Source organism: Pseudomonas sp. BF-RE-21 (genome assembly GCF_019947305.1).
Taxonomy (GTDB): Bacteria; Pseudomonadota; Gammaproteobacteria; order Pseudomonadales; family Pseudomonadaceae; genus Aquipseudomonas; species Aquipseudomonas migulae.
Genome location: NZ_JAGYGF010000018.1, coordinates 1 through 13,794, shown reverse-complemented (window position 1 = coordinate 13,794; position 13,794 = coordinate 1). Strand labels below are relative to the sequence as shown.

The window sequence follows — 13,794 nt, the reverse complement described above, 5'->3', positions numbered from 1 at the left end:
AAGTCTGCCTCAAGATTACGGAAACAAAGCGCGCACTCTAACCGCTGTGCTCTACCGGGCGCCAGCCATGGCGCTGAATATCAACACGATTGTTCAGGACACTGACGCCTTCGGAGCGCAATCGTGCGCGTTGCTCGTCCCCTGAAGGACTGCCCGCGGGCAGGCTGATCCGACCGCCGGCACCGAGCACCCGGTGCCAGGGCAGTTTGGTGTCGCCGGGCAACTGGCTGAGCGTACGCCCGACCCAGCGCGCGGCGCGACCCAGTCCTGCGAGTTCGGCAAGTTGACCATAACTCACGACTTTGCCCTCGGGCACCTGCGCCAGAGTGAGGTACAGCGCCGTGCGTCGGATTTGCGCAGGGCTTTCGGTTTCTGCATCGGCGTCGGTCACATCCGGGATCCCTTTAGGAGCCAGCCAGCTCGCGATGGTCGTTAACGATAACGCGAGCTGTCTGGGAAAACGCGTCGATCCTGAGTTTATCGCGAGCAGGCTCGCACCTACAGTGGCTGACCGTCTGTAGGGTAAATCCTCGATCAGTAATTGAGAAATGAACTCAATAGAGATGGGCGGGTCAGTCCTTGTTAGGGCCTTATTCCTATGGATAATGCCGACTTTTTTCGCAAACTTGAGTCTGTCTTTGCTTATGGTGTCCAGAACCCTGTTGTGCCTCGCTGTCCTGAGTGCTTCCACGCCCTTGCTCGCCGATACCGTGTGGTTAAAGAACGGTGACAAGCTGAGTGGCAAGATCACTCTGTTCGACGGCGGCAAGCTGGTGATCCAGACCGAATACGCCGGTTCGGTTCCGATCGACTGGAAGCAGGTCAAAACCCTGGAGAGCGATCAGGAGTTGCTGGTCAAGCAGGATGCCTACAGCGGCGAGAAGGCCAAGTCGCTGCACGCGGCGGACGACGGCAAGGTGACGCTGGAAAACGGCGAGGCACCGAAGACCGTCGAGCTGGCGAGTATCCAGCAGATTCTCAAGCCCAAGCCGGTGGTTGAAGATCTGGTCTGGAAAGGCAATATCGATGCGGCGCTGGATTACCAGCGGGCGGAAAAGGACACCGACGACTACGATGTCGACTTCAAGACCACTGCGCGCCATGGCAGATGGCGGCATATCGCCGAAGGCGAGTACAACCGTGAATTCCAGGATGACGTGGTCACCACCGACAACTGGCGGGGCGAGTACTCGCTCGACCGCTTCCTGACCGAGAAGTGGTTCTGGCAGGGCCGTGCGGTTTATAAGCGCGACAAGGTTGAAGAGCTCTCCCGTCAGCGCACCGTCGGTACCGGTCCGGGTTACCAGTTCTGGGATGACGAGCTAGGCGCATTCTCGCTCGGCTCGCTGTTCAACCACACGGACTACCAGTTCTCCGACGGCAGCAAGGACAACTTCTATTCCCTGGCGATGAAGTGGGATTACAACCGCTACCTGATCGGCAAGAAGGTGGAGTTCTTCACCAATGGCGAAGTGGGCAAGCCGTTGTCGGGTGTGGCGGATTATGCGCTCGATGCCGAAATGGGCTTGCGCTACAAAGTGACCGAGTGGGCGTCGCTTAACCTGAAGGCCGAGCGAGACATCATCAGCGGTACAGACGATGCTGATCTGGACAAGACCCGCTACACCGCAGGGTTTGGTGTGGCCTGGTAAATCCATTCGCGGGCAAGTCGGATCGCCGCACCGCTCGCTCCTACAGGTCCTAGTGATCTGTAGGAGCGAGGCTTGCCCGCGAAGGCGTCAGTACTGTCCATAGCGTTTGGATCACTACAAAACACCCGCCCACAAAAAAGCCCCGCTTTTAAGGGCGGGGCTTTTTACTAAAGCAAGTACAAGTTAGATAACTTGAACTTCTTCAGCTTGCATGCCTTTCTGACCGCGGGTAGCGATGAAAGAAACCTGTTGGCCTTCTTTCAGGCTTTTGAAGCCGTCGGATTGGATAGCTTTGAAGTGAACGAACAGGTCGTCACCGGATTGTGGAGTGATGAAGCCGAAGCCTTTTTCATCGTTGAACCACTTAACGGTACCAGTTTGGCGATTAGACATGGTGTAACTCCTTGAACAAAGATAACTGCGACTCAGGAAGAACCCTGGCCGAGACTGAGTGCAAAGAGCAGGAAAAATTCTTGTAGATGGTTGGATCGAAATTCAACATATCGTGTAGAGATTCTCAGTGACACAAGCAGCACAGTGGCGCCACCTTAACCCTTTTTCCGGAACGTGCCAATGCTTCCAGCGAAGGTTTCTCTGTTTTCGTGACTGACGGTGCATTGTATTGCCGTCGAGGTCCGGAATTTAAGGGGGATCGCCAAGAATTGTGCCCCGGACTTTGAACCGGCGGCGCGCCCCGGTAAGATGCCGGACAGATTTTTTCCACCTCGCTATTCAGGACACCCGCCATGAGCATCAAATCGGACAAGTGGATTCGCCGCATGGCGCAAGAGCAGGGCATGATCGAACCGTTCGTCGAGCGCCAGGTGCGCGGCAGCGACGATAGCCGAGTGATCTCCTACGGCGTGTCGAGTTACGGCTACGACGTTCGCTGCACCAATCACTTCAAAGTGTTCACCAACATCAATTCGGCCATCGTCGACCCGAAAAACTTCGATGCCGGCAGCTTCGTCGATATCCACAGCGACGTCTGCATCATCCCGCCGAACTCCTTCGCCCTGGCCAGCACCGTCGAGTACTTCCGTATTCCGCGCAACGTATTGACCATTTGCCTGGGCAAAAGCACCTATGCCCGCTGCGGCATCATCGTCAACGTCACCCCGCTTGAGCCTGAGTGGGAGGGTCACGTGACCCTGGAATTCTCGAACACCACCAACCTGCCGGCGAAGATCTACGCCAACGAAGGCGTGGCGCAGATGCTGTTCCTTGAGTCCGACGAAGAGTGCGAAGTGTCCTACAAGGACCGTGGCGGCAAGTATCAGGGCCAACGCGGCGTGACGCTGCCACGCACCTGAGTCAACCGTCTGACAAACCGTGGGAATTCCTGGGCGAGCGTACACTCTATGGGGTGTACTGCTCCGATCTGCGCAAGGCGGATCGGGCCATCGCTCAGGAGTGCTATATGAAGATCGACCCGCGTATAAGTGCCGAACTGGCAAGGCTTGAGCCCAATCAGGTTGGCGTTTTGGCCTGGTCGTTGCTGGCACATCCGCCTATCAGCATGGCGGGGGGCATCCCCGGCCAGCCTGATCCCGATACCCCCAACGAACAACCGACCGAACCCGGTGAGCCGACCCTGCCGGATGAGCCGCCTCCCGCGCCGGTTGTGTGATCAACCACGCGAATGAATGGCTTGTATTGGTAGGAGCGAAGCTTGCTCGCGAAGACGGTGGGTCAGCCGACATCTTTCTTTCCTGACCCACCGCTTTCGCGAGCAAGCTTCGCTCCTACAAGGGCTGCGTGTTACTTGAGGTTGCCGCTGAGGAACTGCTTCAGCCGTTCACTCTTCGGATTGCCCAGTACGTCTTCCGGCGCGCCTTCTTCCTCGACCAGGCCCTGGTGCAGAAACAGCACCTGACTCGACACTTTGCGGGCGAAGCTCATTTCGTGGGTCACCATGATCATGGTCCGGCCTTCTTCGGCGAGGCCCTGGATCACTCGGAGCACTTCACCCACCAGCTCCGGGTCGAGCGCCGAGGTCGGTTCGTCGAACAGCATGACTTCCGGCTCCATGGCCAATGCGCGGGCAATGGCGACCCGCTGTTGCTGGCCCCCGGAAAGAAACGCCGGGTACTGGTCGGCCACGCGTGCGGCCAGGCCAACCTTGTCGAGGTAACGACGTGCGCGGTCCTCGGCTTCCTGCTTGCTGCAACCCAGCACCCGGCGTGGAGCCATGGTGATGTTTTCCAGCACGGTCATGTGGCTCCACAGGTTGAAGTGCTGGAACACCATGGCCAGGCGGGTGCGGATCCGTTGCAGTTCATCGGCGTCGGCCACGTGCATGCCGTGGCGATCCTTGATCATGCGGATGTTCTGGCCGTCCAGGCTCATGGCGCCGTCGTTGGGCTGTTCGAGAAAGTTGATGCAACGCAGGAAGGTACTTTTGCCCGAGCCGCTGGCGCCGATCAGGCTGATGACGTCGCCGGTGTTGGCCTTGAGTGAAACGCCTTTGAGCACATGATGATCGCCATAGCTTTTATGCAGGCCTTCGATGGTCAGTTTGTACATGGGGCATGCATCCTCAAGGCGAAAGTAGGTAGCCGCTGCGATAGGCTTCGGTGCCCGCGACGTGGGCGATCACCATGCCGGCAGTGGCCATGCGCCGTAGCGAGCGGGCGTACATCAGCCCGGCGACAGTGCAGTGAACGGGGGTGACGAGATCGTTGATCGGGTCGACGATTTCGGCGATCAGTTGCCCGGCCTCCAGGTATTCCCCCGGCAGCGCGGTGAACACCAGCAAACCGCCCACGGGCGTGGCCACCGGTTCGACGGCCGCCAGCGGCGTGGCGGGATACGGCAGCTCCGGCAGTGGCGCCGATTCGCCGGCAATCGCGCCGAAGTGAATCAGGTAATCGATCAACGCCTGGCAGTCGAGGCTGGCCAACGGGTGATTGACGTCGCCCTGGCCACGCAATTCGACGGTGACCGAGAAGCTGCCGAGCGGAATGTCGAAGTGTTCGCCGAAGCGCTCTTTCAACTGCCACCAGAGCAGGGTGAAACATTCGTCGAACGACTGACCGCCGGAATCGGTGGCCAGCAGACTCGCTTCGGCACCGATGTAGCGGGCCAGCGGCTCGACCTGTGGCCAGGCCTCGGGCGTGGTGTAGAGGTGCGCGACCGCTTCGAAATCGCAATGCAGGTCCAGCACCATGTCCGCGTCACAGGCCAGTCGTTGCAGGATCAGGCGCTGGGATTGCAGTTGAGTGCTGGCAGTCTGTCGCGCCAGAGCCTGGCGCAGGCTGTTGCGGATCAGTTCGAGGTTGCGCTGCGGATCGTCGCCGAGCTGGCCTTCGATCTCATTGCCGACTTCCTCGCTCAAATCGACGAACCAGCGATTGAAGTTCTGCCCGCTTTCGAGCTCGTAGCGGCCCAGCGGTACATCCATCAGCACTTGTTCGAGGCCGACCGGGTTGGCAATCGGCACCAGCACGATTTCGCTGCGCAGGTGGCCGGCGGCTTCCAGCTCGGCCAAGCGTTGTTTGAGGTGCCAGGCGACCAGCATGCCGGGCATTTCATCGGCGTGCAGGGACGCCTGGATGTAGATCTTGCCCTGGGCCGACGTCGGGCCGAAGTGGAAGCTGTGAATCTGTCGTGCGGTCCCCGGCAGCGGGGCCAGCAAGTCATGTATCTGGTGGCGCATGTGCGAAAAGTCCTAGTGGGTCGGCCCGAGGAAGGCCAGCCATCGGCGTTCGGCGAGGCGGAACAGGCCGACCAGCGCAAAAGTGACGGTCAGGTAGATCAGCGCGGCGATGCCGAACGACTGGAAGGTCAGGAAGGTCGCCGAGTTGGCGTCCCGCGCGACTTTCAGAATGTCCGGGATGGTCGCGGTGAACGCCACGGTGGTCGAGTGCAGCATCAGGATCACTTCGTTGCTGTAATAAGGCAGCGAGCGACGCAGGGCTGACGGCATGATCACGTAGGCATACAGCTTCCAGCCGGTCAGGCCGTAGGCTTTGGCCGCTTCGACTTCACCGTGGGCCATGCTGCGGATTGCCCCGGCGAAAATCTCCGTGGTGTAGGCGCAGGTGTTCAGGGCGAAGGCGAGGATGGTGCAGTTCATCGCGTCGCGAAAGAACGCATCGAGTATCGGCTGCTCTCGCACGGCGGCCAGGCTGTAGATGCCGGTGTAGCAAATCAGCAGCTGGATATACAGCGGCGTCCCGCGAAACAGGTAGGTGTAGAACTGCACCGGCCAGCGAATGTAGAAGTGCGGCGACACCCGGGCGATGGACAGCGGGATCGACACCAGGAAACCGATGAAGATCGACGCACTGAGCAGCCACAGGGTCATGGCCAGGCCGGTGATGTTGTAGCCGTCGGTGTAAAGGAAGGGTTTCCAGTATTCCTGCAGGAGTTCGATCATCGTACGGCCTCCCGGGAGCCAGCGGCGTAGCGGCGTTCAAGCCAGCGCAGGATGACGTTGGAGGCGCTGGTGATCAGCAGGTAAATCAGCGCAGCCAGCACCAGGAAGTAGAACAGTTGATAACTGCTTTTGCCGGCGTCCTGGGCAGCCTTGACCAGGTCGGCAAGGCCGATGATCGACACCAGCGCGGTGGCCTTGAGCATCACCATCCAGTTGTTACCGATACCCGGCAGGGCGAAACGCATCATCTGCGGGAACACCACGATCCAGAACCGCTGCCCACGCTTGAGGCCATAGGCGGTGGCCGCTTCGACCTGGCCCCGTGGCACCGCGAGAATCGCGCCACGAAAGGTTTCGGTGAAATACGCGCCATAAATGAAGCCCAGGGTGATGACCCCGGCGCTGAACGGGTTGATCTCGATGTATTCCCATTCCATGAAATCGGTGAACGACGTCAACCAGGTTTGCAGGCTGTAGAAAATCAGCAGCATCAGCACCAGGTCCGGCACGCCGCGAATCAGCGTGGTGTAGACCTGCGCCGGGACGCGCACGAGTTTGACTTTTGACAGTTTGGCACTGGCGCCGAGCAGGCCGAGCAACACGGCCACCAGCAGCGACAACGCCGATAATTTGATGGTCATCCAGGTGCCTTCCATCAGCAACGGACCGAAGCCCTTGAGGCTGAAGGCTGAGAGCCCCAGATTTTGTAATAGGTTTTCGAACATAAATCAGCAACCTGATCGGATGAAAAAAGCGCCCATCGCGAGATGGGCGCCGGGCATTATTTGCCGCTGTACAGATTCAGATCGCCAAAGTGTTTCTTCTGAATGGTGGCGTAGGTGCCATCATCGTGTAACGCTTTGATACCTTTATCCAAAAGTGCCTTGAGGTCTTTGTTACCTTTAGAGATACCGATAGCTGTTTTGGCTGGCAGCAATTCGCTGTCAACCGGCTTGCTGACTTCGTAGCCTTCGCCCTTTGGCGACTTCAAAAAGCCCAGTTCGGCTTGCAACATGTCCTGGATCGCGGCATCGAGGCGACCGGACATCAGGTCCGAATACACCTGATCCTGGTTCTGATAGGCCTGGGTTTTCACGCCAGCCTTGTCCAGCACGGCCTTGGCATAGGCTTCCTGGATGGTGCCTTGCTCGTAGCCTACGGTCTTGCCTTTCAGGGACGCGACGTCTTCGGTCAGGCCGGAACCTTTCTTGAACACATAAGCGGTTGGGCCGGAGAACAGCTCGCTGGAGAAGTCGATGACTTTTTCGCGGGCCGGGGTGACGGTCATCGAAGAGATCACACCGTCGAATTTGTTGGCCTTCAGGCCCGGAATCATGCCGTCGAAATCGCTTTCGACCCATTTGCACTTGACCTTCAGCTCGGCACAGATGGCATTGCCCAGATCGATATCAAAGCCCACCAGGCTACCGTCGGCCGCTTTCGACTCGAACGGTGCGTAGGAAGGGTCAACGCCAAAACGCAGTTCTTTGTATTCCTTGGCCAGCGCGGAGCCGGCAGCCATGCACAACGCCAGTGCAGAAAGGGTCAGCAATGCTTTTTTCATTATTCAATCCCTAAGAACCAATATGAGCGCTTGTGGCGCAGAATTATTGTTACTGGAAAGCGTAAGACCTATTGAAAGTAGCAATTTCCGAACCAGAGTCCCGAACAAGCGTTTTAAAAGGTGATTCAAGAAATGGCTGGACGGGATTTATGCACGAAAACGGGCGCCGGGAAATAGCTGCACCGTCATTGAGCGCACGGTCCTGCTTTTTGTAGGAGCTGGCTTGCCAGCGAAGAATTTGAAAGCGCCGCATTTATCCAGCAGAAACGCGTCATCGTTGACGTCCATCGCCAGCAAGCTGGCTCCTACAGGGGGTGCGTTCAGCCGAGTAAATTCTGCAGGGTGGCGAGATTGTCAGCCTCGTCAACGCTCTTGTCTTTGCGCCATCGCAACATCCGCGGAAACCGCACCGCAATCCCGCTCTTGTGGCGCTTGGACAAGGCGATCCCCTCAAACCCCAATTCAAACACCAGGCTCGGTTTTACACTGCTCACCGGACCGAATGTCTCCACCGTGGTCTTGCGCACGATGCTGTCGACCTGGCGCATTTCCTCGTCGGTGAGGCCTGAATACGCCTTGGCGAATGGCACCAGCGTGCGCTCGCTGGCACCGGGCGGGCTGTCCCACACCGCGAACGTGTAATCGCTGTACAGACTGGCTCGGCGACCATGGCCGCGTTGTGCGTAAATCAACACGGCGTCGATGCTGAACGGGTCGACTTTCCACTTCCACCAAACGCCCATGTCCTTGGTCCGGCCGACGCCATACAGCGCATCCCGGGCCTTGAGCATCATGCCTTCGACGCCGAGGCTGCGGGAGGCTTCGCGTTGGTGGGCGAGGTCGGGCCAGTCTTTGCCGGTCAACACCGGGGAGGGCAGTAACACCGGGTTGTTGCACTGGGTGATGACCTGTTCCAGTTGGGTGCGCCGCCTGGCTTGAGGCTGGTTGCGCCAGTCTGCGCCTTGCCATTCCAGCAAGTCGAAGGCCAGTACAACCACCGGCACTTCATCGAGGATTTTCTTGCCCAGGGTCTTGCGGCCGATCCGCTGTTGCAGCAGGGCGAACGGTTGCACCGCCGGTAGGTTCGGCGCCAGTGGATCGAAGGCATCTTCGGTGCTCGGTGGTGCGGTTTTCCACGCAACGATCTCGCCGTCGATCACCGTACCGTCCGGCAGGCCGTGAACCAGACTGTCAAATTCGGGAAACCGCTCGGTGACCAATTCTTCGCCGCGCGACCAGATCCACAGTCGTCCATCGCGCTTGACCACTTGGGCGCGGATGCCGTCCCACTTCCATTCCACTTGCCAGTTGCTGGCGGGGCCGAGCAGGGTTTCGAATTGCTCCACCGGCTGCGACAACGCGTGAGCGAGAAAAAACGGATACGGCTGGCCGCCCCGTTGTGAGTGTTCATCGGCCGACTCGGCGGCGATCAGTTTCAGGTAACTGGCTGCGCTGGGACGGCTGGAGAGGTCGGTGTAACCCACCAGTCGCTGGGCCACGCGTTTGCTGTCGAGCCGCGCCATCGCTGCCAGGGCGCGGGTCACCAGCAACTTGGAGACGCCGACGCGGAAACTGCCGGTGATCAGTTTGATGCAGAGCATCAGGCCGGGGCGGTCCAGTTGCGACCAGAGTTCGGGCAATCGCTGGGCGAGCACGTCGGGAGATTCGCCGCGCAAGGGCAGCAGTTTGTCTTCGATCCACACCGCCAAACCGTCGGTGGAACTGTGGGGCGCTTCGGGCAGCACCAGCGAGATGGTTTCCGCCAGGTCGCCCACCGCCTGATAACTCTCTTCGAACAACCACGGTGACAGGCCGGAATACGCCTCGGCGAGTTCACGCAGGATACGCACCGGCACCAGTTGCCGAGGTCGCCCGCCGGACAAAAAGTACACCGCCCAGGCGGCGTCTTCCGGGGCGGCCTGAGCGAAGTAATGTTGCATCGCCGCCAGTTTGGCATTGCTGGACGTTGTCGCGTCGAGCTCGGCGTACAACCGGGCAAAGGCCTTCACGGCAGCACCTCGGCGCTTTGCGGTTCGGTGTCGGTGATGTCTTCCTCGTCGTCGCCGTACTCGGTGGTGAACTCCTGGGCGTCGAGACCTTGTTCGCGCAAATGGCGCACCAGGACCGCGACCGAACCGTGGGTGACCATCACGCGCTCGGCACCGGTCTGTTCGATTGCCCAGAGCAGGCCTGGCCAGTCGGCGTGGTCCGACAGTACAAAACCCCGGTCCACTCCCCGTCGCCGACGCGTGCCACGCAAGCGCATCCAGCCACTGGCGAAGCCATCGCTGTAATCGCCGAAGCGCCGCATCCAGCTGCTGCCGCCCGCCGAGGGCGGGGCCAGGACCAGCGCCTTGCGCATCATCGGGTCGCTCTTTTTCACCTCGCCAGCGTGGATCGTTGGTGGCAGGTAAACGCCGCTTTCTCGATACACCCGGTTGAGCGGCTCGACAGCGCCGTGCACCAGAATGGGGCCGAGGCGCGCGTCGATACCGTGGAGAATCCGCTGTGCCTTGCCGAAGGCATAGCAGAACAGCACGCTGGTCTTGTCTTCGGCGGCATTGGCTTGCCACCACTGATTGATTTCGGCAAACACCTGCGCCTGAGGCGGCCAGCGATAGATTGGCAGGCCAAAGGTCGATTCGGTGATGAAGGTGTGGCAGCGCACCGGTTCGAACGGCGCACAGGTGCCGTCGGGTTCGATTTTGTAATCCCCGGAGGCGACCCAGACTTCGCCACCATATTCCAGGCGCACCTGCGCCGAACCGAGCACATGGCCGGCAGGGTGGAAGCTCAGGGTGACGCCGTGATGCAGCAACCGCTCGCCATAGGCCAGGGTTTGCAGATTGATGTCCTGGCCCAGTCGCGCGCGCAGGATGCCTTCGCCGGGCGTAGCTGCCAGATAATGCTGGTTGCCACCTCGGGCATGATCGCCGTGGGCGTGAGTGATGACCGAACGTTCGACTGGCCGCCACGGGTCGATATAGAAATCCCCGGCCGGGCAGTACAAACCTTCGGGACGCGCGATAACAAGATCCATGTTGTTACCAAAATGGAGGGACTTGTTAGCTATGAGGTTTGGGCGAGGTCAGAAGTTCTATCGAAACTTCACAGGAAAACGACGCTCCCTGTAGGAGCCGGCTTGCTGGCGATGGACTCACATGCACCGCGTTTAACCAGGCAGTGCGCGTAATCGTTAACGACCATCGCTGGCAAGCCAGCTCCTACAGGGGGATTGCGTTATTTGCCGGGTGTCAGCGTCAACCGCTTGGTCCCGTAGACCTTGTCGAAGTTTTGCGGCTGCATCGGCAGACTCACGTATTGCCCCTTCAACCACGGATCAACGCTGTCGAGGTAATTCGGGCTGGCCGGGTTACCCGACTGGCCGGTGCCGTTCTGGCCCATCAACGGTTCGGCCTGGCCGAAATCGACGATGAAGCGCATGGCCGGTGCCAGCGTGGTGTTGAAGTCCTGGCCCCAGGCGAACGCCGCCGTGTTCAACGTGGTGTGATCGCCGCCGGCCGCGAGCGGACCGCGTACGGTCTGGCCACTGGCGTTCTTCCATTCATAGCGGTGCAGTTTGCCCCACTGCCAGGCTTTGTGATCGCCGCCCAACTGACTGTCGCCTGCGGTGATGGCCGCCGCGAGGCTGCGGGCGAGAATCGCCGGTTTGTCTTCTTTCTGCGGCGTGCGTGCGTCATCCCAGAACGGGCTGTCTTCACGCCCCAACAGATGATCGGCCTGCGCCGCGTAGGACAACTTGCCGTTGGCGATAAAGGCTTTCCACGCTGGACTGCTTTCCGGGCCCAGTTCGTCGAGGAAGGTTTGCTTGGCGCTTTCCTGCAGGAACAGCTCGTAAATCGCTGCATCGGCGGAGGTCGCGGCGAGTTTGCCGTCGAACGCCATCAGGCGGGTAAACGCTTCGTTCGCCTTGCCGCGATCGGCTACCGGCAGGGCTTCAATGGCCTGCTTGAGCGGCTTGGCCATGCCCGGCGCTGCAAACATCTTTTTCAGTTTGGCGGCGAACGTGGTGGTCTGATCGTATTGCATGGCGATCACACTGCGTGTGTCGTGTTTGCCCACGCCGGCCAGTTCGGCCATGCGCTCGCCACGCTCTGGTGCCGACCACGAATTGGACAGCTGCATGCCGTAACCATGGGGAATGACCCGCTGGTTGGCGGTGCCGAGCCAGCCTTGCGCCGGGTCTTGATCGTACGGGTGCAGCATCGCGTCGGCGTAACCGTCCCAGTCATAACGACCTTCCCAGCCCGGCGATGGCAGCAGGCCTTCGCCTTCGCGGCGGTTCGGGTAACGACCGGTGACTTGCCAGCCAATATTGCTGGCGTCGGCAAAGACCAGGTTCAGCGTGATCGCACGGATTTCACGGCTGGCGTCCGAGGCTTTCTCCACGGTTTGTGCGCGAGACAGGTCGAAAAACGCGTCCAGGGATTTGTCATCGGTGAAGTTCGGTGTCTGCAACGCCAGGCCCAAACCGTTGCCCAGCGCCGTGCCTTTGGCGCTGTTGAGCAGCGGCCCGTGGCGCGTTTCGTACACCGCTTCGCGAATCGGCCGCTGGCCTTTGACGAAATAGGTTTCGTTGCGAACGATAACCGGCTGCCATTTGCCGCCGACTTCGTAGGAAAGACCGTTGCCCTGGCGTTGGATTTTTTCCAGGAACAGGTCCTGGTTGTCGCCCATGACCGAGGTCATGCTCCACGCCACTTTGCCGTTGAAACCGCCCAGCACCATCGGTAAACCGGCGATGGTCACGCCGGACGCCTGGTATTTCGGCGCACGAATCTGCACGTAACTGAACAGCGACGGCACGCCCAGCGGCCCATGGCTGTCGCTGGCCAGCAGGCTTTTGCCGCTGCGACTGCGTTGCGGGGCAATCGCCCAGTTGTTCGATGATGTGGCGCCCAGCAGATTCAGGTCGGACAGTTGGCCGGTGGCTTTGCTGGTTTCGGCGAGACCTGGAATCGCCCCGTTGAGCTTGAGACCCTGAAGTTTTTCGGCTTCGGCCACCGGCAGTTTTTCGTCGGGGGCGGACGGTGTCAGCCACGGGAGCTTGTCGGTGGTGACCGATTGGGCCAGCACCAGCGAGGAGATTTCCTCGGGCAGGTTCGCCGATTGGCTGAAATTCAGCAGGCAGAAAATCAGCGCCGAATCTTCCGGTTTCCAGTATTCGGGCTTGTAGCCGGTGGCGGTGAGATCGGCCGGCAACTTGTCGCGGTAGCGGAACAGGTAGGCGTTGACCCCGCGCGCATAGACTTCGAAGAAGCGTTTGAGGCGCGGCGAAGAGGCCTTGTACAACTCGCCGGCGCTTTTCTTCAGGTTGACGGCGCGCATGTAGCGGTCGGCGTCCAGCAGGTCCGAACCGGACATCTCCGACAACCGGCCTTCGGCCAGCAGGCGCAGGGTGACCATCTGCGTGATGCGGTCGCTCGCGTGTACATAGCCGAGGGTGAACAGCGCGTCGTGGAAGCTGCTGCTTTCGATCAACGGCACGCCCATGGCGTTGCGGCGCACCGAAACGTTTTGCGCCAGACCTTTGAGCGGCTGCACGCCGGTGGTGGGCGGGAGCGTGTCTTGGGCGTTCCAGGTCTGACAACCGGACAGGCTCAAAACACCGGCCACTGCTGCGGCAACGCCGAACCGGGGAAGAAAATGTGTGAGGGCTGGCGAGGCCATGGCAAAGCTCCTGCGGGGGGGTAGCGTCAGTAAAGGCGCTACGTTAGAGAGCAGGAGGTGGCCGCGCAAGCAGGGTAGGGGGTTATTTCAGGATTTGTCGGATAAACCGTGATGGTTGGGGGGGATGCTGTTGTTTTTTGGTTCGGAGTACATATCCATTCGTGGGGTTACGGCTTCTATCGGTTTCGCCCTTACGGCGAGTCACTTGGAGAAGCGCCAAGTAACCAAGCGCTCTTGCCCCTTTCGTTCGGTGCCTCGCTGTGGCTCGGCATGCCCTCGCTCCGGTCCTGCTCCGTGGGCCCGCCGCCATCGGCCATCCCTGGCCGGGGGCGGCTAACCCGGCATCCATGCCGGGTTGCCCACTGCGCAGAACCTGCGCTCGGCCTCTCGAGGGGGCGACTACCGCCACAGCCGCCGAGGCGGCCTGAAAGCCGACCTGGCTCTTTGGGGGGACGCGTTGTCCTTCTCTGCTGCGCTCACCCATTCCGGACATGTACACCGATCCC

At 60.3% G+C, this 13,794-nt stretch carries 13 protein-coding genes; 3 read left to right on the top strand and 10 right to left on the bottom strand.

Annotated elements, in window-relative coordinates:
• Positions 1–37: 37 nt before the first annotated feature.
• A complete protein-coding gene (locus KGB25_RS14315; protein ID WP_223435396.1) occupies positions 38–391 on the bottom strand; it encodes an MGMT family protein in 354 nt (117 codons plus the stop codon).
• A gap of 253 nt (positions 392–644) precedes the next feature.
• Between KGB25_RS14315 and KGB25_RS14310 the strand changes: the two genes are divergently transcribed.
• Positions 645–1,652, top strand: coding sequence for a DUF481 domain-containing protein (locus KGB25_RS14310; RefSeq protein WP_008039264.1), 1,008 nt, complete (start codon positions 645–647; stop codon positions 1,650–1,652).
• 183 nt (positions 1,653–1,835) lie between these two features.
• Here KGB25_RS14310 and KGB25_RS14305 read toward each other — a convergent pair whose 3' ends face one another.
• Positions 1,836–2,045: a cold-shock protein gene (locus tag KGB25_RS14305; protein ID WP_002554837.1), complete on the bottom strand. Its 210-nt coding sequence runs from the start codon at positions 2,043–2,045 to the stop codon at positions 1,836–1,838.
• A 353-nt stretch (positions 2,046–2,398) separates the two neighbouring features.
• Here KGB25_RS14305 and dcd point away from each other — a divergent pair, with 353 nt between their 5' ends.
• Both dcd and KGB25_RS14295 read left to right on the top strand, forming a co-directional pair.
• Positions 2,399–2,965 (top strand): dCTP deaminase, encoded by a 567-nt coding sequence (gene dcd, locus KGB25_RS14300; protein ID WP_008030058.1) that lies wholly within the window; start codon positions 2,399–2,401, stop codon positions 2,963–2,965.
• A 107-nt stretch (positions 2,966–3,072) separates the two neighbouring features.
• Positions 3,073–3,282, top strand: a complete 210-nt coding sequence (locus KGB25_RS14295; RefSeq protein ID WP_084321795.1) for a hypothetical protein — start codon at positions 3,073–3,075, stop codon at positions 3,280–3,282.
• Between the two features lie 131 nt (positions 3,283–3,413).
• Here the strand turns inward: KGB25_RS14295 and KGB25_RS14290 are convergent, their stop codons facing one another.
• The 8 genes from KGB25_RS14290 to KGB25_RS14255 all read right to left on the bottom strand — a co-directional run bounded on the left by KGB25_RS14290 (position 3,414) and on the right by KGB25_RS14255 (position 13,288).
• Complete coding sequence (locus KGB25_RS14290) at positions 3,414–4,178, bottom strand: ABC transporter ATP-binding protein (protein ID WP_008030062.1); 765 nt, start codon at positions 4,176–4,178, stop codon at positions 3,414–3,416.
• Positions 4,179–4,191: 13 nt separating this feature from the next.
• Entirely contained in the window at positions 4,192–5,310 is a 1,119-nt protein-coding gene (locus KGB25_RS14285; protein WP_008039262.1) for a succinylglutamate desuccinylase/aspartoacylase family protein, read from the bottom strand.
• Between the two features lie 12 nt (positions 5,311–5,322).
• On the bottom strand, positions 5,323–6,033 hold the full coding sequence (locus KGB25_RS14280) for an ABC transporter permease (protein WP_008030066.1): 711 nt from the start codon (positions 6,031–6,033) through the stop codon (positions 5,323–5,325).
• Positions 6,030–6,758, bottom strand: coding sequence for an ABC transporter permease (locus KGB25_RS14275; RefSeq protein WP_008030068.1), 729 nt, complete (start codon positions 6,756–6,758; stop codon positions 6,030–6,032). Before KGB25_RS14275 ends, KGB25_RS14280 begins: the two co-directional genes overlap by 4 nt.
• A gap of 56 nt (positions 6,759–6,814) precedes the next feature.
• Positions 6,815–7,597: a transporter substrate-binding domain-containing protein gene (locus KGB25_RS14270; RefSeq protein WP_008030070.1), complete on the bottom strand. Its 783-nt coding sequence runs from the start codon at positions 7,595–7,597 to the stop codon at positions 6,815–6,817.
• A gap of 320 nt (positions 7,598–7,917) precedes the next feature.
• Positions 7,918–9,606 carry an ATP-dependent DNA ligase gene (locus KGB25_RS14265; RefSeq protein WP_223435392.1) on the bottom strand — a complete coding sequence of 563 codons (1,689 nt, stop codon included), beginning with the start codon at positions 9,604–9,606 and terminating at the stop codon, positions 7,918–7,920.
• Positions 9,603–10,637: a ligase-associated DNA damage response exonuclease gene (locus KGB25_RS14260; RefSeq protein WP_223435387.1), complete on the bottom strand. Its 1,035-nt coding sequence runs from the start codon at positions 10,635–10,637 to the stop codon at positions 9,603–9,605. The genes KGB25_RS14265 and KGB25_RS14260 overlap by 4 nt, the downstream gene beginning before the upstream one ends.
• A 200-nt stretch (positions 10,638–10,837) precedes the next feature.
• Complete coding sequence (locus tag KGB25_RS14255; RefSeq protein ID WP_223435382.1) at positions 10,838–13,288, bottom strand: penicillin acylase family protein; 2,451 nt, start codon at positions 13,286–13,288, stop codon at positions 10,838–10,840.
• Positions 13,289–13,794: the final 506 nt, after the last annotated feature.